At 49.5% G+C, this 18,789-nt stretch carries 22 protein-coding genes; 8 read left to right on the forward strand and 14 right to left on the reverse strand.

Annotated features, from left to right (window positions below; translation table 11 throughout):
• Positions 1–12: 12 nt before the first annotated feature.
• The 4 genes from DFR62_RS00285 to DFR62_RS00300 form a co-directional block, all read right to left on the reverse strand.
• Complete coding sequence (locus DFR62_RS00285; RefSeq protein WP_121297530.1) at positions 13–315, reverse strand: hypothetical protein; 303 nt, start codon at positions 313–315, stop codon at positions 13–15.
• Positions 316–386: 71 nt separating this feature from the next.
• Positions 387–1,517 (reverse strand): conserved virulence factor C family protein, encoded by a 1,131-nt coding sequence (locus DFR62_RS00290; RefSeq protein WP_121297531.1) that lies wholly within the window; start codon positions 1,515–1,517, stop codon positions 387–389.
• Between the two features lie 20 nt (positions 1,518–1,537).
• Complete coding sequence (locus tag DFR62_RS00295) at positions 1,538–3,430, reverse strand: ABC-F family ATP-binding cassette domain-containing protein (protein ID WP_121297532.1); 1,893 nt, start codon at positions 3,428–3,430, stop codon at positions 1,538–1,540.
• Positions 3,427–4,062 (reverse strand): HD domain-containing protein, encoded by a 636-nt coding sequence (locus tag DFR62_RS00300; RefSeq protein WP_121297533.1) that lies wholly within the window; start codon positions 4,060–4,062, stop codon positions 3,427–3,429. The genes DFR62_RS00295 and DFR62_RS00300 overlap by 4 nt, the downstream gene beginning before the upstream one ends.
• A gap of 162 nt (positions 4,063–4,224) precedes the next feature.
• Here DFR62_RS00300 and DFR62_RS00305 point away from each other — a divergent pair, with 162 nt between their 5' ends.
• Positions 4,225–4,431, forward strand: coding sequence for a cold-shock protein (locus DFR62_RS00305; RefSeq protein ID WP_058380613.1), 207 nt, complete (start codon positions 4,225–4,227; stop codon positions 4,429–4,431).
• A 54-nt stretch (positions 4,432–4,485) separates the two neighbouring features.
• Here the strand turns inward: DFR62_RS00305 and DFR62_RS00310 are convergent, their stop codons facing one another.
• The 3 genes from DFR62_RS00310 to DFR62_RS00320 all read right to left on the reverse strand — a co-directional run bounded on the left by DFR62_RS00310 (position 4,486) and on the right by DFR62_RS00320 (position 8,048).
• Positions 4,486–6,450 (reverse strand): hypothetical protein, encoded by a 1,965-nt coding sequence (locus DFR62_RS00310; protein WP_121297534.1) that lies wholly within the window; start codon positions 6,448–6,450, stop codon positions 4,486–4,488.
• An 18-nt stretch (positions 6,451–6,468) separates the two neighbouring features.
• Complete coding sequence (locus DFR62_RS00315) at positions 6,469–7,695, reverse strand: ATP-grasp domain-containing protein (protein WP_121297535.1); 1,227 nt, start codon at positions 7,693–7,695, stop codon at positions 6,469–6,471.
• 155 nt (positions 7,696–7,850) lie between these two features.
• Entirely contained in the window at positions 7,851–8,048 is a 198-nt protein-coding gene (locus DFR62_RS00320; RefSeq protein ID WP_121297536.1) for a zinc-finger domain-containing protein, read from the reverse strand.
• A 142-nt stretch (positions 8,049–8,190) separates the two neighbouring features.
• Here DFR62_RS00320 and DFR62_RS00325 point away from each other — a divergent pair, with 142 nt between their 5' ends.
• The 5 genes from DFR62_RS00325 (at position 8,191) to DFR62_RS00345 (ending at position 11,197) form a co-directional block, all read left to right on the forward strand.
• On the forward strand, positions 8,191–8,886 hold the full coding sequence (locus DFR62_RS00325; protein WP_121297537.1) for a queuosine precursor transporter: 696 nt from the start codon (positions 8,191–8,193) through the stop codon (positions 8,884–8,886).
• Positions 8,883–9,272 (forward strand): ribonuclease HI family protein, encoded by a 390-nt coding sequence (locus DFR62_RS00330; RefSeq protein ID WP_121297538.1) that lies wholly within the window; start codon positions 8,883–8,885, stop codon positions 9,270–9,272. Before DFR62_RS00325 ends, DFR62_RS00330 begins: the two co-directional genes overlap by 4 nt.
• A 102-nt stretch (positions 9,273–9,374) precedes the next feature.
• Complete coding sequence (locus DFR62_RS00335; protein WP_121297539.1) at positions 9,375–9,587, forward strand: hypothetical protein; 213 nt, start codon at positions 9,375–9,377, stop codon at positions 9,585–9,587.
• Positions 9,588–9,605: 18 nt separating this feature from the next.
• Positions 9,606–9,932 carry a hypothetical protein gene (locus DFR62_RS00340; RefSeq protein ID WP_121297540.1) on the forward strand — a complete coding sequence of 109 codons (327 nt, stop codon included), beginning with the start codon at positions 9,606–9,608 and terminating at the stop codon, positions 9,930–9,932.
• Positions 9,933–10,183: 251 nt separating this feature from the next.
• Positions 10,184–11,197: a PQQ-dependent sugar dehydrogenase gene (locus DFR62_RS00345; protein ID WP_241663028.1), complete on the forward strand. Its 1,014-nt coding sequence runs from the start codon at positions 10,184–10,186 to the stop codon at positions 11,195–11,197.
• 275 nt (positions 11,198–11,472) lie between these two features.
• On the opposite strand, the gene DFR62_RS00350 is transcribed toward DFR62_RS00345, so the two are convergent.
• From DFR62_RS00350 to DFR62_RS00360, 3 genes are read right to left on the reverse strand one after another with little or no spacing between them, the layout of a single operon-like run.
• Complete coding sequence (locus DFR62_RS00350; RefSeq protein ID WP_158290773.1) at positions 11,473–11,970, reverse strand: GNAT family N-acetyltransferase; 498 nt, start codon at positions 11,968–11,970, stop codon at positions 11,473–11,475.
• A 16-nt stretch (positions 11,971–11,986) separates the two neighbouring features.
• On the reverse strand, positions 11,987–12,997 hold the full coding sequence (locus DFR62_RS00355; protein ID WP_121297542.1) for a S66 family peptidase: 1,011 nt from the start codon (positions 12,995–12,997) through the stop codon (positions 11,987–11,989).
• 12 nt (positions 12,998–13,009) lie between these two features.
• The gene (locus DFR62_RS00360; protein ID WP_058380604.1) at positions 13,010–13,219 is read right to left on the reverse strand and encodes a hypothetical protein; all 210 of its coding nucleotides are present in this window, start codon (positions 13,217–13,219) and stop codon (positions 13,010–13,012) included.
• A 172-nt stretch (positions 13,220–13,391) separates the two neighbouring features.
• On the opposite strand from DFR62_RS00360, the gene DFR62_RS00365 reads away from it, so the two are divergent.
• Positions 13,392–14,036: an SDR family oxidoreductase gene (locus DFR62_RS00365; RefSeq protein ID WP_121297543.1), complete on the forward strand. Its 645-nt coding sequence runs from the start codon at positions 13,392–13,394 to the stop codon at positions 14,034–14,036.
• Positions 14,037–14,080: 44 nt separating this feature from the next.
• Here DFR62_RS00365 and DFR62_RS00370 read toward each other — a convergent pair whose 3' ends face one another.
• The 4 genes from DFR62_RS00370 to DFR62_RS00385 form a co-directional block, all read right to left on the reverse strand.
• Complete coding sequence (locus tag DFR62_RS00370) at positions 14,081–14,338, reverse strand: hypothetical protein (protein WP_121297544.1); 258 nt, start codon at positions 14,336–14,338, stop codon at positions 14,081–14,083.
• A 151-nt stretch (positions 14,339–14,489) separates the two neighbouring features.
• Entirely contained in the window at positions 14,490–14,690 is a 201-nt protein-coding gene (locus tag DFR62_RS00375) for a hypothetical protein (RefSeq protein ID WP_241663029.1), read from the reverse strand.
• A 17-nt stretch (positions 14,691–14,707) separates the two neighbouring features.
• Positions 14,708–15,427: an SDR family NAD(P)-dependent oxidoreductase gene (locus DFR62_RS00380; protein ID WP_241663030.1), complete on the reverse strand. Its 720-nt coding sequence runs from the start codon at positions 15,425–15,427 to the stop codon at positions 14,708–14,710.
• 2 nt (positions 15,428–15,429) lie between these two features.
• The gene (locus DFR62_RS00385) at positions 15,430–17,010 is read right to left on the reverse strand and encodes an amidohydrolase (RefSeq protein WP_121297547.1); all 1,581 of its coding nucleotides are present in this window, start codon (positions 17,008–17,010) and stop codon (positions 15,430–15,432) included.
• Positions 17,011–17,176: 166 nt separating this feature from the next.
• On the opposite strand from DFR62_RS00385, the gene DFR62_RS00390 reads away from it, so the two are divergent.
• A complete protein-coding gene (locus DFR62_RS00390) occupies positions 17,177–18,490 on the forward strand; it encodes a hemolysin family protein (RefSeq protein ID WP_241663031.1) in 1,314 nt (437 codons plus the stop codon).
• Positions 18,491–18,789: the final 299 nt, after the last annotated feature.

Raw genomic sequence — 18,789 nt, forward strand, 5'->3', positions numbered from 1 at the left:
CGTATTAACTTCTTATTTGTCTTTATATTGCCCGTTGATATACGACAGCATATCCCCGAAACTATCATACTCAAACCAATCGTAGCGCATTTTCTGGTCCACTTCGCCTTCGTCGTCAATATGCATGGAATTGGCGCTCAGCTGCAGGATTTCCGTATCTTCCACATCTGTCGGTTCTTCTTCGAAAGCTTGGTCGGCGAATTTTTTCTTCACCGACTCATAAAACCTGTCGCGCTCCTCTTCTTTTTCAAATTCCCACGACTCGTATTTGCCGCGGCAAAGCACTTCTATTGAATACACTTGTTTTTCAGCCATGTTCTCTCTCCTCCAAGTAAAGCGTCGTATTGCTCTTTACCTCAAGGAGACAGGCGGGAAACATTTGCCTATTATTTATTGTCTTTCATCGTCTGGCGGGCTTCAGTCATTTGCTTCCATACCGAGCCGCGCGCTTCTTCGCCTTGTTCGATGCGGGCAATCGCCATCTTGATCTGAAGCTTCACTTCGAACTCAGGGTCATTTTCCGCTTCCTTAAGTGCCGGAAGCGCTCGTTCTGTCCCGGTTTCATACAAGAACATCGCGGCACGCCAGCGCACGAGCTTGTTTTTATCTTGCAATGTTTCGACCATGATAGGTTCGAATGCTTCAAAGCCAAGGTCGCTGATGGTATCGCCTGCTGTGCGGCGGACCGCCCATGACTTGTCTCTCATCGCCTGTTCAGCGTAAGGTACGACCGCTTCGTCGTCGATATCGCCGAGATAGATGGCTGCTTGGCGGCGGATCGACATTTTGTCGTCTTCCAATGCCTTGCCTAACAGCGGCAAATCCTCGAGATCCGCTTCAACCAATTGGCCGAGCAATTGGAAGCGTGTCTCCCAATCCGGTGCGTCGAATTCTTCCAACGATACTCTGCGTTTGTCGATTTTGCCAGCCGATTCATTCGATTCGGTTTTGCTTGTCAAAGATTCCAAACGGTCATCAGGGTAAGCCGCTTCGATTTCTTCGACGATGCTTTTGCCGATTTCCTCTTTTTCGCCGTAGCGGACGCCGTAATCTGCCCATTTGCGCTGAAAAATGAAATTTTCATCGGTTGGATCCATGACTTTGTTCATCGCCTGCACAAAACGTTCCGGCATCGCAAAGCGCTCTTCCGATTGCGAATCGAACACTTTTACTTGCAGCGGAATGCCTTTGAATTCCTGGACATGGACATACACTTCGCCGAAATGCTCATCGATCTCGAGTTCTTCTTCGGAGCCATTACCTTCGCCGAAGACTTTACGCACATCCGCAAGAATGCCTTCCCAGTCGGATTTCGCATTGCGTTCGACTGCAAGGAAATCTGCCACATGGTAGACGCCTTTGACGCCATCGATTTCTAAGATTTGCTGCACTTCTTTCGGCGCGCCTTCTGTTTGGTCTTTCTTGTAATTATGGCTTTTCCCGAACGGCAATTCCTGGTCGATGATCACTTTCATCGTATTCGGGCTTGGTGTCGGTTCAATAGCTACTATTTTCAAGATAATCCCTCCTGTGTAAATTACGCTTCTGCCAGTTCCTGCAAATAGCTCCACCGTTCGATCAATTCATCGTACTGGGCGGTGTAGGCATCGATTTGGTCGGTCAATTCCTGCAATTTATCAAAGTCAGAGCCGGCTTTGGACATTTCTGCCTCGGTCTGTTCAATTTTCTCTTCCACTTCCGCAATTTTGTCGAGTATGCCGTCATATTCCTTTTTCTCGAGGAAACTCATCTTTTTCTTTTTTTCCGGTGTCTGCGGTGCAGAGTCTGCAACCGGTGTATCATTTGCCACAGTAACAGCTTGCGGCTCAACTACCGACTTCTTTTCTTTCAGCCAGTCCGTATAGAGTCCTTGGTACTCGTCTACAGTGCCGCTGCCAAGCGTCCATAGCTTTTTCGCAATTCGGTCAAGGAAAAAGCGGTCATGGGAAATGGTCAAGACGACGCCTGGGAAATTCTCCAAAAAGTCCTCTAAAACAGATAAAGTTTGGATATCCAAATCATTCGTCGGCTCATCCAGCATCAAAATATTAGGTTTTTCCATCAACAATTTCAGCAAGTACAAGCGCTTGCGCTCGCCTCCTGATAATTTACCGATCAAGGTACCGTGGGCATTCGACGGGAACAGGAATCGTTCGAGCATTTGAGTCGCAGACAGGCGCACGCCTTTTTCCGCTTCGAAATCGCTCGATACTTCCTGGATGTATTCGATCATGCGCTGAGATTCATCCATTTCCGGTAAACGCTGCGTGAAATGGGCAATCTTGACGGTGCTGCCGTAGTCCAACGTGCCGCTTGTGGCTTCCAAATCACCTGCGATTAATTTCATAAGTGTCGATTTCCCTGCACCGTTCGGGCCGACGATACCAATACGGTCGCCGCCTTGCAAGAGGAAGTCAAACGAATGGAAAATTTCGCGGTCGCCGTAGGAAACGGCCAAGTTTTCCCCTTCGATGATTTTCTTGCCCAGTCGCTGGCTTTGCATCGATAATTCAAGGCTCGTGTTATCGGACGTTGATTGAATGTCTTCCGATAATTGGTCAAAACGCTGGATGCGCGCTTTTTGCTTCGTGCTGCGGGCTTTCGCGCCGCGGCGAATCCATTTCAGCTCCGAGCGGAAACGGTTGTGCATCTTTTGTTTCGTCGCTTCGGCCATTTCTTCTCTAACGGCTTTCGCTTCCAGGTAATCGCCGTAGTTTCCTTTATGCGTATACATCGTCTGATCCGCCAGTTCAAAGATATGCGTCGAGACAGCATCGAGGAAGTAGCGGTCATGCGTCACGAACAGCATGGCGCTGTTCATGCGCAGAAGCGTTTCCTGCAGCCATTCAGTAGAGCCTGCGTCCAAATGGTTGGTCGGCTCATCCAGAAGAATCAAATCGGCCGGTTCAATCAAGGCTTTCGCGAGTGCTACTCGTTTGCGCTGGCCGCCGGACAATTCGCTGATCTGCTGGTCGTACATATCGATGCCAAGTTTGGTCAACGCCGTTTTCGCCAATGCGTTGATGTCCCAGGCATTTTCGCGTTCCATGCCTTCCTGGATTTTCATCAATTCTTCCTGCAATTGTTCAGACCCCGAGTCGGCGATCATGTTTTGCAGCGCTTTTTCATAAGACCGGTTGAGCGCGAGCAGCGGCGAGTCGCCGGAGAAGACAGTCTCAAGGACCGTCAGCGATTCATCGAACTCAGGCTCCTGCATCAAATAGGTAATCCGGTATTTTTTCGGATGGTCCATTTCCATCGTGTCGGATTCGAGATCTCCTGCCAGGATCGACAAAAGAGTCGACTTGCCGGTGCCGTTGACGCCGATCAAACCGGCGCGTTCTCCCGGGTACAGCGAAAATTCGACATTAGTAAAGAGGGTTTTGACCCCCACTGATTTGCTTAAGTTTGTTACGTGTAAGTGGCTCATTTTTTCCCATCCGTTTCGTTTTGTAGTTGCTCTAGAAAGGATAGCATAAATCGGTGGCGTTCTTCAGCCATTTGCTTTCCGCTATCCGTCACCATGCGCTCTTTCAACAGCAAAAGCTTTTCGTAAAAATGCGTTACGGTGCTCGTATCGCCGTTCCGGTATTCGCTTTCAGTCATCGCTGTGCGTGCTTGTTCATCTCGGTCATATAATTTACGGCCTTTTGCGCCGCCGTAGGCAAAAGCACGCGCGATGCCGATGGCGCCGATGGCATCGAGACGATCGGCATCCCGGACGATTCTGCCTTCGATCGATTGCGGTTCCTCGTTCGTGCCGCCTTTAAAGGACACAGTTCGGATGATCGAACGGATGTCGCTGCGCTCTTTGTCCGACAGCTCGAGCTGCCCGAGGATTTCTTGTTCCGGGTCTTCCCCTGCTTTTTTGTATTTCGGATCGGAGACGTCATGCAACAGCACGGCCAGCTCGATCAGCGCCAGATCGCCGCCTTCCGCCTGTGCAATATGGCGGGCATTCTCCAGCACGCGCTCGATGTGTTGCCAGTCGTGGCTCGCGTCAAACTGTTCATAGATGCTTTTTACTTTCATGCGGCAGTCCGCAATTACTTGGGGATTCATGGTTTCTCTCCTTTAAGGTGTCCTGACCCCATTATAACGCGAAACGGGCTGAAACGGCGCCCCATCGCTGTATTGACCTTGTATGCACCATCATGTATAGTTAAGCCATCCATTGGCTCTAAGGCTGAGGGTTCGACAATCTGAATATTAGGGGGAAGGTCCATGCACCACGGAATTGTGAAATGGTTCAATTCAGAAAAAGGCTATGGCTTTATCGAATGTGACAACGGTGATGATGTTTTTGTCCATTTTACCGGCATCCAAGGTGATGGTTTCCGATCGCTGCAAGAAGGCGCAGCCGTTTCGTTCGATATCATCGACGGCAATCGCGGGCCGCAAGCAGCAAACGTCGTGCAGGACCAACCATAAAAATTGAAACAGCAAAAGACCCAGGAATTTTTCCTGGGTCTTCTTTTTATGGATTCACGTCCAAGTATAAGTTTGGCCCCAGCTTTCGCGGGCTAATTTTTCGACTTGCTCGACGTCGCTTTCCTCTACCATATACGTGTCGCCTTGTTCGTAAGGATTGTAATGGAACGCATACATCCTGGCGACAAATTGATGGAACGGCAAGGAGGATTCACCTTCGAGTTCGCCGTTTCCAGTGACACTCGTTTCGATCCCCTGCCCCCAGTTCTGGCCGCTGTCATTATTCGGGTTATAGAAATAGATGCGGTATTCCTCATCCGGGTCTTCCGCCACGCGCTGGATGGAGACCGCATGAAGCCCGAGCAATTTGCCGTGCACATTGGTGATGTAGATGCCGACAGGGTTCGGGTAGATCATTTCATAGCCTTCGTTGTACTCCGGATGATGCGTCGCATAGAACAAGCGCACGAATGCATCGTAATCCGTCACAAAGCCTGTCAGCGGATCGATGATATTGGCAAACCCGCGCGGGATCCATTCGCCGTAAAATTCAGGGTTGACCCATTTATGGCCATCCTCGCCGCGCAAGAAGGTTTTCTTCATCATTTCGTTATAGATTTTATCGAGATGCGGAACGAGTACACTCGACACAGGGTCCAACTCGTGATGGATTTCTGCCGCGACGCCGTCTTCGATGACATTCGAGTGCACTTCTTCGCCTTCGAAAATCATGTCGATATCGTTTTCACGCACCGCGCGTGCCACGTAATCGAGTAGCTGCGAGATGCCGTGCTGAGCCCATAAGCTGATGGCGCGCGCCGATTGGCATGTCGGGTTCAAGCCTTGGCCAATGCCGAGCGGCTGGCCAAGAACCGAGATGACGCCTCCGATGAGCACACCATTTCCGGAAAGCCCGCCTTTGCGGAATTCGGGTCGCAAAATCCGTTTTTTCACTTCCGGGCGGATATCGATATCGAATAATCTACGGATGCCTGGAATAATCGGATCTTGTGTCAATACGCCGCGGTCAAGCATGCGGGACAAACCGTACACGACGCGGCTCGTCTGCGGATAGACCGCAAAATGGATCATGTCCTGCACCAATTCCTGGTTGGCGTTAAAGCTGGCCACGCCCATTTCGGACAAGTCCAGAAATTCCGGGATGAGTTCCGGTTTACTTCTATTAATAAAGCGCAAATAGATAGCCGCAATCGGTGCCACGAGTCCCGTTTTGTTCATGGATGCCGCATACTCATGTGCTTCCTGCTTGAGCGCTTCATCATCTGCATCCACCAATTTTTTGCGGTATGCTTTCAAGTCCGATTCTTGTGCACTTAACGCAGTAGGCGCAGTGACCGCCTTCTCGAAATAATGCAAGGTGTCTTTCGTGCTGTCATCAATGTCTTCATCGACCATCTGCGTTGCTGCATCGATCATCGAGACGATGCGGTCGACCATGATCGGCCGCTGTACCGTCAGCCGCTCGATTTCTTCAACAAGTTTTTGCGCAACCGCCCGGTAAGACAGTTTGTCGCCGAGAAAGCGGAAAAGGCGTTCCCCGCGTTCAAGATGCGCCCCTCCTCCCTCAACCCGGGCTTCTTCGGTCTCTGCTGGAAACAATAAATCCAAATTCAAAGCCAAGACTTCATTCAAGAAAGCGCTGGCTTCTTCTGGCGACACTTTGTCGTGTGTGTATTGCGCTTCTGAAATCGACAGCATGCGCAGCTCGCTCATCAATTCAACCACTGAGTTGAGCCCTTTGACGTGAAGCGATCCGCCGACAAATGCCGGCTCCAAGTTCTCCGCTTCCGCCCATGGCCCACCGTTGAATACACCGGCTTTGTCAAAATCAGCCGCGTAATCGTATAGCATCGCCAATCCTTCATCGGTTCCTGCCAGTTCCGTCGCCAGCTGGAATACTTCCGTTTGGTACATGCTCTTCGCAAACGGTTTTGCTTCTTCTAGCGTACGGAGGGCTTGCCCGAATTTTTCTTTTAATGTAGATGCTTCAGTTGCCATTGATAAACCCCCAGATTTTTAATGGTAGAAATCGTAATTCTCATAAGTTTTCAGCAAGTCTTCCATGCGCTCGCTATCGTCCCCGAAGAAGAACAGCGTGCCGTAATGGTTGCCGAATCCGACGCGTTCCGCCACTTTGGATGTGACCGGGATGAATAAATCGTGCTTTTCGAAATAAGAATCGTTCTTCAATTCTCCAGGAATATCCAATTTCTCGATCAACCGGACACGCGGATACACCATCAAGCTGCCAGCATAGCCTGTAGCTGAGCTGACTTCTTCAGGGAAAAATTCTTCCAGCTCTTCAGCTGTCGTATCCGGGTCGCTGCACAAGATCTGTGCTTGGAAAGCATTGAATCCATAGGCACGTTCGATCAAGTCGAAAATGTGGCCGCCAGGGACGCGTGCTGCCACTTCCCCGAAATTCAATGTCCCATCATGGGAAATGAAGTATTCGGGATGGATGACGCCGTATTTGATTTCGAACGAGTCGATCAACTTCTGGATCTGTTCTTTGATTTGAGGGCGCCATTCTTCGAGCGCCGGTGAAGCAGGCACGAAATTGGAATGCCCGAGTTTGACGTATTCCGTGATATTGAGGAATTTGATATCACCGTCATGGACGAATACCTCGCAGGAGAATTCCTGTCCATCCAAATGGCTCTCCATTAAATAAGGGAATTCCTGCACTTCGATTTTGTCGATATCGTTGGCATCCTGAATCATCATATGGCCGACTGTGCCTGCTTTGTTCAACGGTTTAATATGGATAGGGTCATTGGTATCTCCGTCTATTTTAATCAAGGCATCATTGACGCGCTTCAAGAAGCGATGGATGTCATCTTTTGAATACGCTTCCTCGAATACACCGACCTTGATGCCCGACATTTGCGCTTTGCGTTTCATTAAGCCTTTATCACGCAGCAATAGCGACCGGTTGAATACCCGCGGATCATCGAAAAAGCGCGCATTCAAGACTCCAGCCCATTCTACGGTCTCTTCGTAAATCGGCACAGACAGTTTTACGCCCATTTCGTTGAGTCGTTCGTATAACTCATCCGACCCTTCGTTCAAACGGTCGAAATCCCATGGAATGAAAGGGATGTCGTGTTCTTTGGCAAAACTGACGAAATCCGGTGGACCGACGACGACAAACGGCCTGTCCAATTTGTCCATCGCTTCAATCGCTGGAATGCTCCATCCTAAAATAGCAGTCTTTTTTGATGTACTGTTCACTTCTGTCATAAATCTGCTCCTCCCTTTCGCAATATTTTCATTATACAGTTTATTATTGCCTAATCAAATGGTGATAAACATTAGTGATGCCAGACTTGCCTTTGTGAAATCAAAAAACGCCCCCTACGGAGAAATAATTAGCTCTCCGTAGGGGGCGTATGGGTTCACTTGCTGCCTGTTCCCATCTTATTTAATTCCTGCCCCAAAAACTGCAATTGGGTGCCGACTGTGCATTCACTGATGCAAAAGCGGTGCGCCGCCGTTTTTCCTTCGTCCTTGCGGAGTTGGGCTTTGACAAAGCAGCCTTCACAATACGTATTGAGCATTTCATCGATTTCGTTGATGATGGATACTTTTTTCATTCGGGTCCCTCCGCAAAATGTCATTCTATTATTCTACTATGAATTTGTTTTTTTCCGCAACAATCGGTATACTGGCTTGGGACATTTTCGTCCTTCAGCGGTTCGAAACTTCCCGCTCTACCAAAACTAAGGAGGAAGCAGTTTGTTTAATGAATTTTTAGGGCTTGGCTTCGCCCTGTTCAATTTTGTGTTATTGCTCATCATGTATAAAGTGTTCGGCAAGACCGGCCTGTTCGCCTGGGTCGCGTTCGCCACCATCCTGGCGAATATCCAAGTGACAAAAACGATTGAGATCATCGGTTTGACCGCAACGCTCGGCAATAGCTTGTATGCCTCGACTTTTCTCGCAACCGATATCCTCAATGAAAAATATGGCAGAAAAGAAGCCAAAAAAGCAGTATGGCTCGGCTTTTCCTCACTTTTGATCATGGTTGTGACGATGCAGTTCGGCCTTCAATTCATTCCCGCGGAAAGTGATTTTGCTCACGAAGCACTCGAGACGGTTTTCGGGTTGGTCCCACAAATCGCCATCGCCAGCATGATCGCTTACCTGCTTGCGCAGCATATCGACGTCATTATCTTTTCCGCCTTGCGGAAAGTCTTCCCGAAAGACAGCCAGTTCTGGATCCGCAATAATGGCTCGACCTTGCTCAGCCAATTGATCGATACCTTGATCTTCACATCGATCGCTTTTTTCGGCGTCTTTCCGTTCGATGTCTGGATCCAGATCTTCATTTCAACGTATGTACTGAAATTCATCGTGTCCGTGCTGGATACGCCGTTCGGCTATATCGCGAAGAAAATCCGGCCGCTCGATGAACAGGAGGCCGTGCGATGATCGAATTGTTCGTGGACGCATCGACTGCCGGCGGTGTCAACGTCAGCGCGGTGGGCGTGTTTTTAAGAGGCGAAGGGCATTCCATCAAATGGAGCGAATACGTCGGCGAAATGGATAATCACCAAGCCGAATTCACGGCGCTGTTAAAAGGGCTGGAGCTCGCTCGTCCGCTCGCGACCGGCATGGTATCCATTAAATCGGACTCAAAACTCGTCGTCGACGCTTTTGAAAAACGCTTCGTGAAAAATCCGGTCTACAAAAAATTGCTGGACGAGTCCTTGTCGATTGCGGACGAATTCGATTATTGCTTCATCAAATGGATCCCGGATTCCCAGAATAAAGCAGCCCACGCACTTGCCAACGACAAACTAAAAGAGCATAAATAAGGAAAGCAGCCGTTCAACTGAGCGGCTGCTTTCTACTTTGGGATGCCAGAAGTCGCGCGATTCTGATATGATGGTGTCATACTGATTTACTGGAGGCTATTTATGAGATCGAAATTAGGAACCGCACTCGATATTTTCATTATCCTGATCGGCCCATTCATCATCTATGCACGCATCGTGGACATCATGCAAAACGGTGTATCGCTTTATCCGTTATTGTCGGTGATCATTGTCGGCCTCGCACTCGCTTTCGCCGTCTACAATCTGGTCCAGCTGTTGAAAGAAAGACAAAACAGCACACCGCGCAAAAAATAGCAGAAATGAGGATCTCCCTTGAAAACGCTTTTATTGTATCTCGTTCCATTAATCGTTTACGCACTGATGAATAATCTGGTCAACGACAGTTTTACTTGGCCGCAATACTTGCTTCTGTTATTCGCGTTCCTGGCGTTTCAGCTCGGCCGGCTGCGCTATCCGAAAAACGAAGTGCCGCCTGCTGCCAAAGTGACGCAGGCTGTCTTCTACGTTTTGACGGTCGCCATCATTTTCCGCGATAAGTATTTGGACGCCGGCCTGATTAATTTGATGATTGTCCTTGTAGCAGTTTTTGTCATCGTCGAGTGGATCATTGCCAAACCGCAGCAAAAAACAAATGTCTAACTATAAAAACGCGAAGCCCAGACTAAGGGCTTCGCGTTTTCCTATGCATTCCCTTTAAATTACATACCACAGGATGAACAGTACGACCGCGATGCTGATCCACGTGATGATGCGGACCAAATTGCGTTTTTTGCGCAGTTCTTCTTGTTCTTTGACGTCTTTTAGCAGCGGCATTTCTCACCCTCCTTGCTGTATTTCATTTCCCAACGCTTCCTGCTTCGATTATGATGAATAAAAAGGAGGTTTTCAAGTTGAAAAAATGGCTTTTCCCCGGGATTCTCGCAGCAGCACTTGCCGGATGCAGCAATGGGCCGGCGAATCCCGATGAAGCGACCGCACCTGCAGATGTGATTGCGACAGACCTTGAAGCCCCTTGGTCAATCAACAAGCAAGGAGACGCTTTCTATATATCAGAACGCCCAGGCACAGTCGCTTATATCGATGCCGAAGGAAAGTTGGAACGCCAGGATGTCAATTTCTCTTCGCCTTTGTCTTCGGCTTCTGAAGCCGGATTTCTCGGATTTGTGCTGAAGCCTGATTTTGATGACTCACAGGAAGCTTACGGCTATTATGTCTATGAAGATAATGGCAATACTTATAATAAAATTGCGGAATTCCAATTGGACGGCGGCAGCTGGTCGGAAACGGCCGTCCTCTTGTCAGGTATCCCGACAGGCAATGTCCATCACGGCGGCCGGTTAGAATTCAGTGAAGACGGCACGCTGTATGCCACAATCGGAGACGCATCCGAACCCGATCTTGCCCAGGATCCCGCTTCAGTCAACGGCAAGATTCTCCGTCTCAACGAATTCAATGAATTTGAAATCTATTCGCTCGGCCACCGCAACCCCCAAGGCTTGGCGTGGGATGGGGAGACGATGTATGCAGCGGAACATGGGCAATCCGCGAACGATGAAATCAATATCATCGAACAGGACGCCAATTATGGCTGGCCCGATATCGAAGGGGAAGAAACGGCTGATGGGTTAGAAGCGCCGTTTGTCACGAGTGGTGCAGATGATACGTGGGCACCTAGCGGGATCGATTTTCACGACGGTGCGCTGTATATCGCAGCACTTCGAGGTACAGCGATCAAAGTGATGGACCCGGAATCGGCAGAAGTCACCGATTCCATCGAAGGATACGGCCGCATCCGCGACGTTTATTCTGACGGCAACGATTTGTATTTCATCACGAATAATACCGATGGCCGGGGCACCCCGACTGAAGGCGACGACAAATTGTATATTTTAAATGAACAATAAAAAAGCGGAGACCAGTGTCTCCGCTTTTTTCTGCTTTTCTAGAAAGGTAAGAAGCCGTATTTTCCGAAGCTTGTCGCTCGCTTTCCGTGGGCTCGCGCCCAAGCCTCCTCAGCCGCTATGCGCCTTGCGGGGTCTCGGTCGTCTCGCTGATCCACTGGAGTCGAGCGAACGCTTCTCCAAATACTTGGACAGGACATTAATTTTGATATATTGAATAGGTAATCTCCTTTTGATTCATAGCCGATCACAGACTTCTTCAACACTATTGTTCATTACTACAGCTTCAACACCATCAACAACTCATCGATATAACGGCTGTCTGCCTTCTGGGCATTCGGCGTGATGCCGATGCGCTGAAAGCCGGATCGTTCGTAAAAACGGATGGCACGCGGGTTGGCAGAATTGACGGCAAGTTCGAGCTGCTCGAGCCCATCCCATTCCCTTGCAAATGCCAGCAACTGATCAAAAAGCGTGGACGCAACTCCTGTCCCTCTCGTTTCTTCCGCTGCATAGACGGCAAGTACTTCAGCTCGATGGCCGGTCTTCTTCCCCGACAATCTGAGCAGCGTCATCATGGCGAGCAAACGGCCTTCATCGTATGCACCGAATGTCACAGCTGAAGGATTGACGAGATTTTTAGCGGTCGCACTTACCGGCCTTTGGCTTGCTTCATTGAAATCAGTCGAAAACGCATCGGCATTTGTCTGCAATGCCGTCAAGCGTAGTTCCCGGTATTGTTCAGCATCTTCTTCTGTTAATCGGCGATAGTCCATGGCATTCATCCTTTCTTTAACGGAATTCCTGGACGACACGCCCTTTTCCATCGTCAACGTGGAAAATCGCGTGCGCCCCGTTGACCAATATCACTTGCGGAGGCTGATGGCCGATGTCGGCATCATATACAATGGGAACTTTTAATTGCTCCGCCAGTTCTTGGTACACCATCTCCGCAGTATAGCCTTGAACGGCATCGTTCGCTTCGCTTCTGCCGAAGACGATTCCTGAACAATTGTCGAACCAGCCTGCATATTTCATCTGCAGCAAACTGCGCTTTAAATCCGGTGTGTTCATTTCGCAGTTTTCCAAGAACCAGACGACTGGCTCCCCTGAAATGAATTTCTTCCGGAAAGCATCCACGTCACCGTATGGCGTACCGATCAGGTGGCGGATCACGTCGATGCATCCGCCGAGAAGACGGCCTTCCAGCCGTTCAGCTTGTCCCGATACGGTTTTCCATTCGGTCGGCTCGGTCAAATTGAAAACGCCAGGAGACGGCTTGTCATGGCTCCAATTTTTTTGGTATCGCTCAGAAGAGACTTGTTTAATGACCGTGCCTTTCGTCGAAGACAGCACATCCACCCAGCGCGCAGTAGTCGGATCGGTTTCACTGCCGCGCAAGTCGACGATATTGGTGCCATGTGCTGTCGCGATCCCGGTGTTCAAGGTGATTGTCAAGGCCAGCAAGCTGACATCCGAATACCCAAGAAGCCATTTCGGCGTGAACTTCTTGAAGTCCAGATGCTCCAGCACTTCCAATAACAGCTCCCCACCCCACGGTGGGATGATAGCGTCGACTGTGGAATCCCGCCAAATGCTGAGGAGTTCTTTTGCGCGGATGGCTGCAGGCGACGACTTCGCTTCTTTTTGGGTCCAGGCATTCGCCGTAGTTTTGATAGCAAATCCTTGCTTCTCCAACTGGGCTGTAGCTCCTTCAAGCAAATGATGAAGTTCTTCGGACACCCCTGAAGAAGGTGCCGTAATGCCGATGGTTCTTAACGCTCGATCGGGATAGCGGATCATCGTCTCTCCTCCTTACCAATTGATATAATTGAACAATACATAAACGATGCCCAGCAGTAAAGCGGCTCCAAAACCGGTTAATACGACATGGACCAAACCGTCTACCAATAGATTCGGCTGCTTGTCGAGACGCTTGCCTTTGAACTGTGAAAAATCCGGCGGCGTTTCTTTTAAATTGCGTTGCTGTATGGACAGGTCATTTTCCTCGAATTGTTTGCTCATATATATACACCCCTATAATTTAACATTTTTAAATTATTTTTCTTTTTACAATTATACTAAAAATTGTGCCAAGAAAACATGCTAGTTTTTTGCATCATATCCTATATTTTGGCTATAGCCCGATTTTTCGGGTATAGAGTTTAGGTAGCCATATTTTAAGGAGGAAATTGAAATGAAAACACTCGTAATCGGAGCAAACGGCAAGATTGGACAGCATTTGGTGCGCCTGCTTGCGAAACATCCGGATCACACAGTGAAAGCGATGATCCGCAAATCCGAACAACGCCCGTTTTTTGAAGAGCTGAAAGCGGAAACAGTGGTGGCAAGCCTCGAAGGAAGCGTGGAAGAACTGCAAAAAGCGATGGCTGACTGCGATGCAGTGGTCTTCACAGCTGGCAGCGGCGCTTCGACCGGTGCAGACAAAACGATGACCGTTGATTTAGACGGCGCGGCAAAGGCGGTTGAAGCCGCAGAACTAGCCGGCATCGATCGCTTCATCATGGTCAGCGCCATCCATGCCGATGACCGCTCCCATTGGACCAAGGAAATGACGCCGTACTATATCGCTAAACACCACGCCGATCGCATCTTGCAATCGAGCAGCTTGGCGTATACAATCGTCCGGCCCGGCTTATTGACAGACGATCCGGGAACTGGGCAAATTGCCGCCGCCGGGAAACTCGATCCCGGCAGCATTCCGAGAGAAGACGTCGCAGCTGTTATCGTCGCGTGCCTCGAATCCAATGACCTCACAGACAAAGTATTCGAGTTGACTTCAGGCGACAGCCAAATCGAAGACGCCTTGAAAAATATTTGATAAAACGCAAAAGCAGGTGAAGATTTTCTCTTCACCTGCTTTTTTCACGCTTTTGTATACTCCTGGCCTTTCCAATTACGGTAGCCGATTACTGCTTGGAAAACGAATGCGATCGAACAGACCACAATCGCGATATAGCCGAGCATCGTAATCGGCTGCATCAAAATCGACTGAACGACAAGCAATAGCATCAAAGCCGCGATTCCGAAATTGACGATATAGGGTTTATCATAGTATTTCTTCGACGCGATCCCGACAAAAACCGCCACCCCGATAATTGCGATAAACAACAACATATCCATTGAATTCCATCCTTTTTTGAAAGATTGAGTCATTTTCTAACATCAACTACAGCTACTATAGCATAATTCACATCCGGAAAGCGGCTTGCTTTCGGCTGAGACGACAGATAATAACCCCCAATCCAATATTTATGGATTGGGGGTTATTATCTCAATGCGCTTTTAATTCCGCTACAAGCTTCCGGTAGTAGTCAAAATCGAATTCGACGCTTCCTTTTTTATAAAACCATAGCACGGCATCTTTATCGCCGCGCTCGAGCAGGTGCGTAATGACGGCTTTTGGGCTCGCCACATCGACGCCTGCTTGGTCCGCTTCACGCAATTTCGTTAGCATTTCCTGTTTCGTAGCCAATTGGGCTTCCCCCTTTTTCATTTCGGCAGCTCCCTTAAATCGAGCAACACCGGCAGTTCATTGAAATCAGGGCGTTCCATCAACTGGATCAAGCCTGATGCTGTGTTTTCCGGCGTGCTAAGTTTGCCGCTGCGCTTATAGTCGCGGAAATGCTCGATCTGCGGAAAATCCTCTTCACCACTTTCCCGGATTTTTTCTTGCATACCGGTATCGATAATGCCTGGCGCGACCGAAACCGCTTTAAGGTTTTCATATTCAGCATCCAGACAGGTCGTGTAATGGTCGAGACCCGCCTTGCCGGCGCAATAGGCGCTCCAGCCTTTGACCTGTTTTCTGCCGGCACCTGATGAGATATTGACGATGCGGCGCGTCTTTAAGGACTCTGTCCCACGCAAGAAGGCGGAAGACAAAGCCATCGGCGCCGTCAAGTTCAAGGTGATGCTCTTCTCGATGTCCTGCCCATCATTCGCGGCGGCAAAGCCGATCGGTTCGACCGTTCCGGCGTTATTGACCAAAGTGACCGCTTCCGCCTCAAGTGAAATTTCTTTTGCCGCTCGTGACATGACTTCGGAAATCCCGGCGATATCGGTCAAATCATAGGTGATGAACAGTGCACCTGTCCAGTCTTCAGGCCGCGTGCGGGCGATGCCGATCACCTGCTGGCCGGACGCTGCCAATTGCTTGCTGAGTGCAAGGCCGATGCCTTTCGAAGCACCGGTGATGATAAATGTTTCCATCTTCACACCTCCACTCCATTTTTCTCATACATGACTTCACCTGCGACGACCGTCATTTCCACTTCAGCGTTAAGCAATTGCTCCTCAGGCCCTTCAAACAAGTCGCGGTCGAACACGGTGAAATCCGCATCGAAGCCTTCTTTGATCAAGCCGCGGCGATGCTCCATGCAAATGGCTTGCGCACTGCCGAACGTATACAGACGGATCGCTTCGAAGCGGCTAAGTTTTTGTTCAGGCAAATACCCTTCATGCGTCTCTTCAGGCTTTCTGCGTGCAACAGCCGCAAACAAGCCTTGGCGCGGGTCGACTTCTTCAATCGGCGCATCGGAGCCACCTGCACAGATGATGCCCTCATCCAATAGCGTCTTCCAGGCATATGATAACGCGAGACGGTCATCGCCGAGGCGCTCCACTACCCACGGGAAATCCGATGGCACAAAACTTGGCTGTAGATCAAGCGCAACATCAAGGCGCTTCAAGCGTTCGAGCAAATCTTCTCTCAGCACCATCGCATGGATGAGCCGGTCCCGTTTGCCTTGAGGGGTTGGATGAGCTTCGATCGCATCGAGCGCTTTTTCCATCGCAAAATCCCCGATGACGTGGATAGCGACCGCTTCCCCGTGTTTTCTTGCTACGGACACGAGGCGCTTCAATTCTTCGTCGGAATGAATCGCCACCCCGCTAGTCGATGGGTCATCTGTATAAGGGCGGCTAAGTAATGCCGTTCTGCCGCCTATCGAACCATCAGCAAATAATTTCATCGGGCCCGGATCGATAAACGGTTCCAAATACTCGGCGTCATCCATCATTTCTTCAAAAGCCACGTGGGCGCGCAGCAAATGGGCGCGGAATTTCGTTTCCTTGCCGATGACATTATGGAAAGCTTGCAGCGGCCGTGAGTAATGGCCGTAATACCCCATATCTTCTGTATGGCCTCCTGTCAGCCCAAGCTTGAGCAAATCGTCGACCGAGGTTTTCAGCGCTTTCGTCAAATAGTCGACGCTCACTTCCGGCACGACATTTGCGACGAGATCCTGGGCTGCATCGAGCAAATACCCTGTCGGTTCACCGTTTGTATCACGCACGATGACGCCGCCCTCTGGATCTTCAGTTTCTTTCGTGATGCCTGCTAGTTCAAGCGCGCGCGAATTGGCGAGCACTGCATGGCGGCACACGCGTTTTAGCATCATCGGCGATTCGCAGATGGCATCGAGTTCGCTACGGTGGAAAATTTTCCGGTCGGGGAAATTGTTTTCATTCCATCCTTCTCCGATAAACCATTCATCTCCGGAATGGCCTTCCGTCGAGCGGATCAATTGCTGTTTCATTTCGTCTGAACTGTCGATCTTCGATAAATCGACACGCATCAACTTTTCTCCGTGCTGGATCAGATGCAGGTGGCTGTCAACAAGCCCCGGATACATGGTACGACCGGCTAAATCGATTTCTTTATCGGCTAGTTGACGCAATTCTTCGTAAGACCCTGTTTTTTCTATGCGATCGTCAGAGACCAGCACCGCTTCTACGGTCTCGCCTTCTGTCGCCATTGTATAAATTTGTCCCCCATAAATAAGCACCTTCATCTAAAACCACTCCTTTTCTCTTTGTTCATCATAAATATATTTTTCAGTGCATTCAATAAGTTTGGCTGGAAACGGCTAAATTTTTCTACGCCTGCCCGCTGATACAAGATTCCCCATTTATGATATACTATGCACAACTTTAGAAAGCTGAGGTGAGCTCCCGGACATGGGGGACGAATTGGACAGTATATTTTATCTTTATATCGCAACCGCAAGTATTCTTTTATTTTTTACCGCTTTTTTTGTTGGAGCGGAATTCTCCATCATCCGGGTGCGCTTGTCGCGCATTGAACAAGCCTTGTCGGAAGGGCGCAAAAATGCCAATTGGCTGGAAAAAATCAGCAATAATCTGGATTATTATTTATCCGTTTCGCGCTTTGGCATCGCAGTGACGGCAATCGGTCTTGGCTGGCTGTCTAAAAACATTGCCGAATTGCCTTCTGTACGTGCAGTGGCTGACAACGCTGGACCAAATGCGGCAGGCCCAATCTCTTATATCACTGTGCTCGTGCTGGTCTTTTCCATCCGGGCGATCATCGGAGAACTGGCGCCAAAAGCTTTGGCGGCCCAGTACGCAGAACGCGCGGCCTTTCGCCTCGCCCCTGCACTGAGTCTTGCAGGCAGTATATTTGCACCGATTCTATGGCTGCTTAACGCAGCGGCACGGCTCCTCTTGCGGCCGCTCGGCATCCGTACTTTACAGCCGGAATACGGCCACTCCGAAGAAGACTTGAAGCATTTGATGCATGAAAGTTACCAAAGCGGTGAAATCAACCAGAATGAATTGGCGTATATGCAAAACATCTTTTCGTTTGATGAACGGCTGGCGAAAGACATCATGCTGCCGAGAACGCAAATGATTACCATTTCACTGGAAATGGATCATGATGAATTAATGGAAATTATTGAAGAACATCAATATACACGCTATCCCGTTACTGAAGACGGCGATAAAGACGCCATCATCGGCTTTGTCAATATCAAGGAATTGCTGACGAGCTACACGACAGCGGGAGATCTCTCGAAAAGCTTGACGATCCATGACTTGCCGTTCGTCCACGACCAGGCGCCAATCCAGGATGTTCTGCTGCGCATGCAAAGCCAGCACGTCCATATGGCAATCGTTGTCGATGAATACGGCGGAACAGCGGGGGTCATCACGATGGAAGACATCCTGGAAGAAATCGTCGGTGAAATCCGCGATGAATTCGACCATGACGAAACTGATGATATCAAACGGATAGATCATCATAATTTCCTCGTCAACGCCCGGGTGTTGCTGTCAGAACTCGAAGCCCGCTTCCCGATCGAATTCGAAGAAAGTGAAGACATCGACACTGTCGGAGGCTGGGTCCAGATGATGGACACGGACATCGCAGAAGGCGGCGTCATTGACTTGACTGACTTCCGCTTTATCGTACGTGAGATGGAGAATCACCAAATCATCACTGTCCAATTGAACAAGAAAAACAAATCATAGAAAAAAGGCATTGCTACATAAGCAATGCCTTTTCTTCTGAATGTTGAAGAAGTCTGGGATCTGTTATGAATGAAAAAGGAGACCGCTTAATCCGCATTCAAAAAACAATGTTCTATCCAAGTATTTGGAGAAGTGTTCGCTCGACTCCAGTGGATCAGCGAGACGACCGAGACCCCGCAAGAAATGAATGAGCGAAGCTAAGCAGAGCTCATTCATTTGCGACGCATCTGCCGTGCAGATGTGGGAGCACAAAGGTTTCGCAGCGGCTGAGGAGGCTTGGGCGCGAGCCCACGGAAAGC

This window comes from Planococcus citreus, assembly GCF_003664125.1.
GTDB lineage: Bacteria > Bacillota > Bacilli > Bacillales_A > Planococcaceae > Planococcus > Planococcus citreus.

What these genes read in the sequence shown, in the direction of transcription:
- DFR62_RS00285 (WP_121297530.1), bottom strand. Translation starts at nt 315, where the DNA reads ATGGCTGAAAAACAAGTGTATTCAATAGAAGTGCTTTGCCGCGGCAAA.
- DFR62_RS00295 (WP_121297532.1), bottom strand. Translation starts at nt 3,430, where the DNA reads ATGAGCCACTTACACGTAACAAACTTAAGCAAATCAGTGGGGGTCAAA.
- DFR62_RS00300 (WP_121297533.1), bottom strand. Translation starts at nt 4,062, where the DNA reads ATGAATCCCCAAGTAATTGCGGACTGCCGCATGAAAGTAAAAAGCATC.
- DFR62_RS00305 (WP_058380613.1), top strand. Translation starts at nt 4,225, where the DNA reads ATGCACCACGGAATTGTGAAATGGTTCAATTCAGAAAAAGGCTATGGC.
- DFR62_RS00310 (WP_121297534.1), bottom strand. Translation starts at nt 6,450, where the DNA reads ATGGCAACTGAAGCATCTACATTAAAAGAAAAATTCGGGCAAGCCCTC.
- DFR62_RS00315 (WP_121297535.1), bottom strand. Translation starts at nt 7,695, where the DNA reads ATGACAGAAGTGAACAGTACATCAAAAAAGACTGCTATTTTAGGATGG.
- DFR62_RS00320 (WP_121297536.1), bottom strand. Translation starts at nt 8,048, where the DNA reads ATGAAAAAAGTATCCATCATCAACGAAATCGATGAAATGCTCAATACG.
- DFR62_RS00330 (WP_121297538.1), top strand. Translation starts at nt 8,883, where the DNA reads ATGATCGAATTGTTCGTGGACGCATCGACTGCCGGCGGTGTCAACGTC.
- DFR62_RS00335 (WP_121297539.1), top strand. Translation starts at nt 9,375, where the DNA reads ATGAGATCGAAATTAGGAACCGCACTCGATATTTTCATTATCCTGATC.
- DFR62_RS00350 (WP_158290773.1), bottom strand. Translation starts at nt 11,970, where the DNA reads ATGGACTATCGCCGATTAACAGAAGAAGATGCTGAACAATACCGGGAA.
- DFR62_RS00355 (WP_121297542.1), bottom strand. Translation starts at nt 12,997, where the DNA reads ATGATCCGCTATCCCGATCGAGCGTTAAGAACCATCGGCATTACGGCA.
- DFR62_RS00360 (WP_058380604.1), bottom strand. Translation starts at nt 13,219, where the DNA reads ATGAGCAAACAATTCGAGGAAAATGACCTGTCCATACAGCAACGCAAT.
- DFR62_RS00365 (WP_121297543.1), top strand. Translation starts at nt 13,392, where the DNA reads ATGAAAACACTCGTAATCGGAGCAAACGGCAAGATTGGACAGCATTTG.
- DFR62_RS00370 (WP_121297544.1), bottom strand. Translation starts at nt 14,338, where the DNA reads ATGGATATGTTGTTGTTTATCGCAATTATCGGGGTGGCGGTTTTTGTC.
- DFR62_RS00380 (WP_241663030.1), bottom strand. Translation starts at nt 15,427, where the DNA reads ATGGAAACATTTATCATCACCGGTGCTTCGAAAGGCATCGGCCTTGCA.
- DFR62_RS00385 (WP_121297547.1), bottom strand. Translation starts at nt 17,010, where the DNA reads ATGAAGGTGCTTATTTATGGGGGACAAATTTATACAATGGCGACAGAA.
- DFR62_RS00390 (WP_241663031.1), top strand. Translation starts at nt 17,177, where the DNA reads ATGGGGGACGAATTGGACAGTATATTTTATCTTTATATCGCAACCGCA.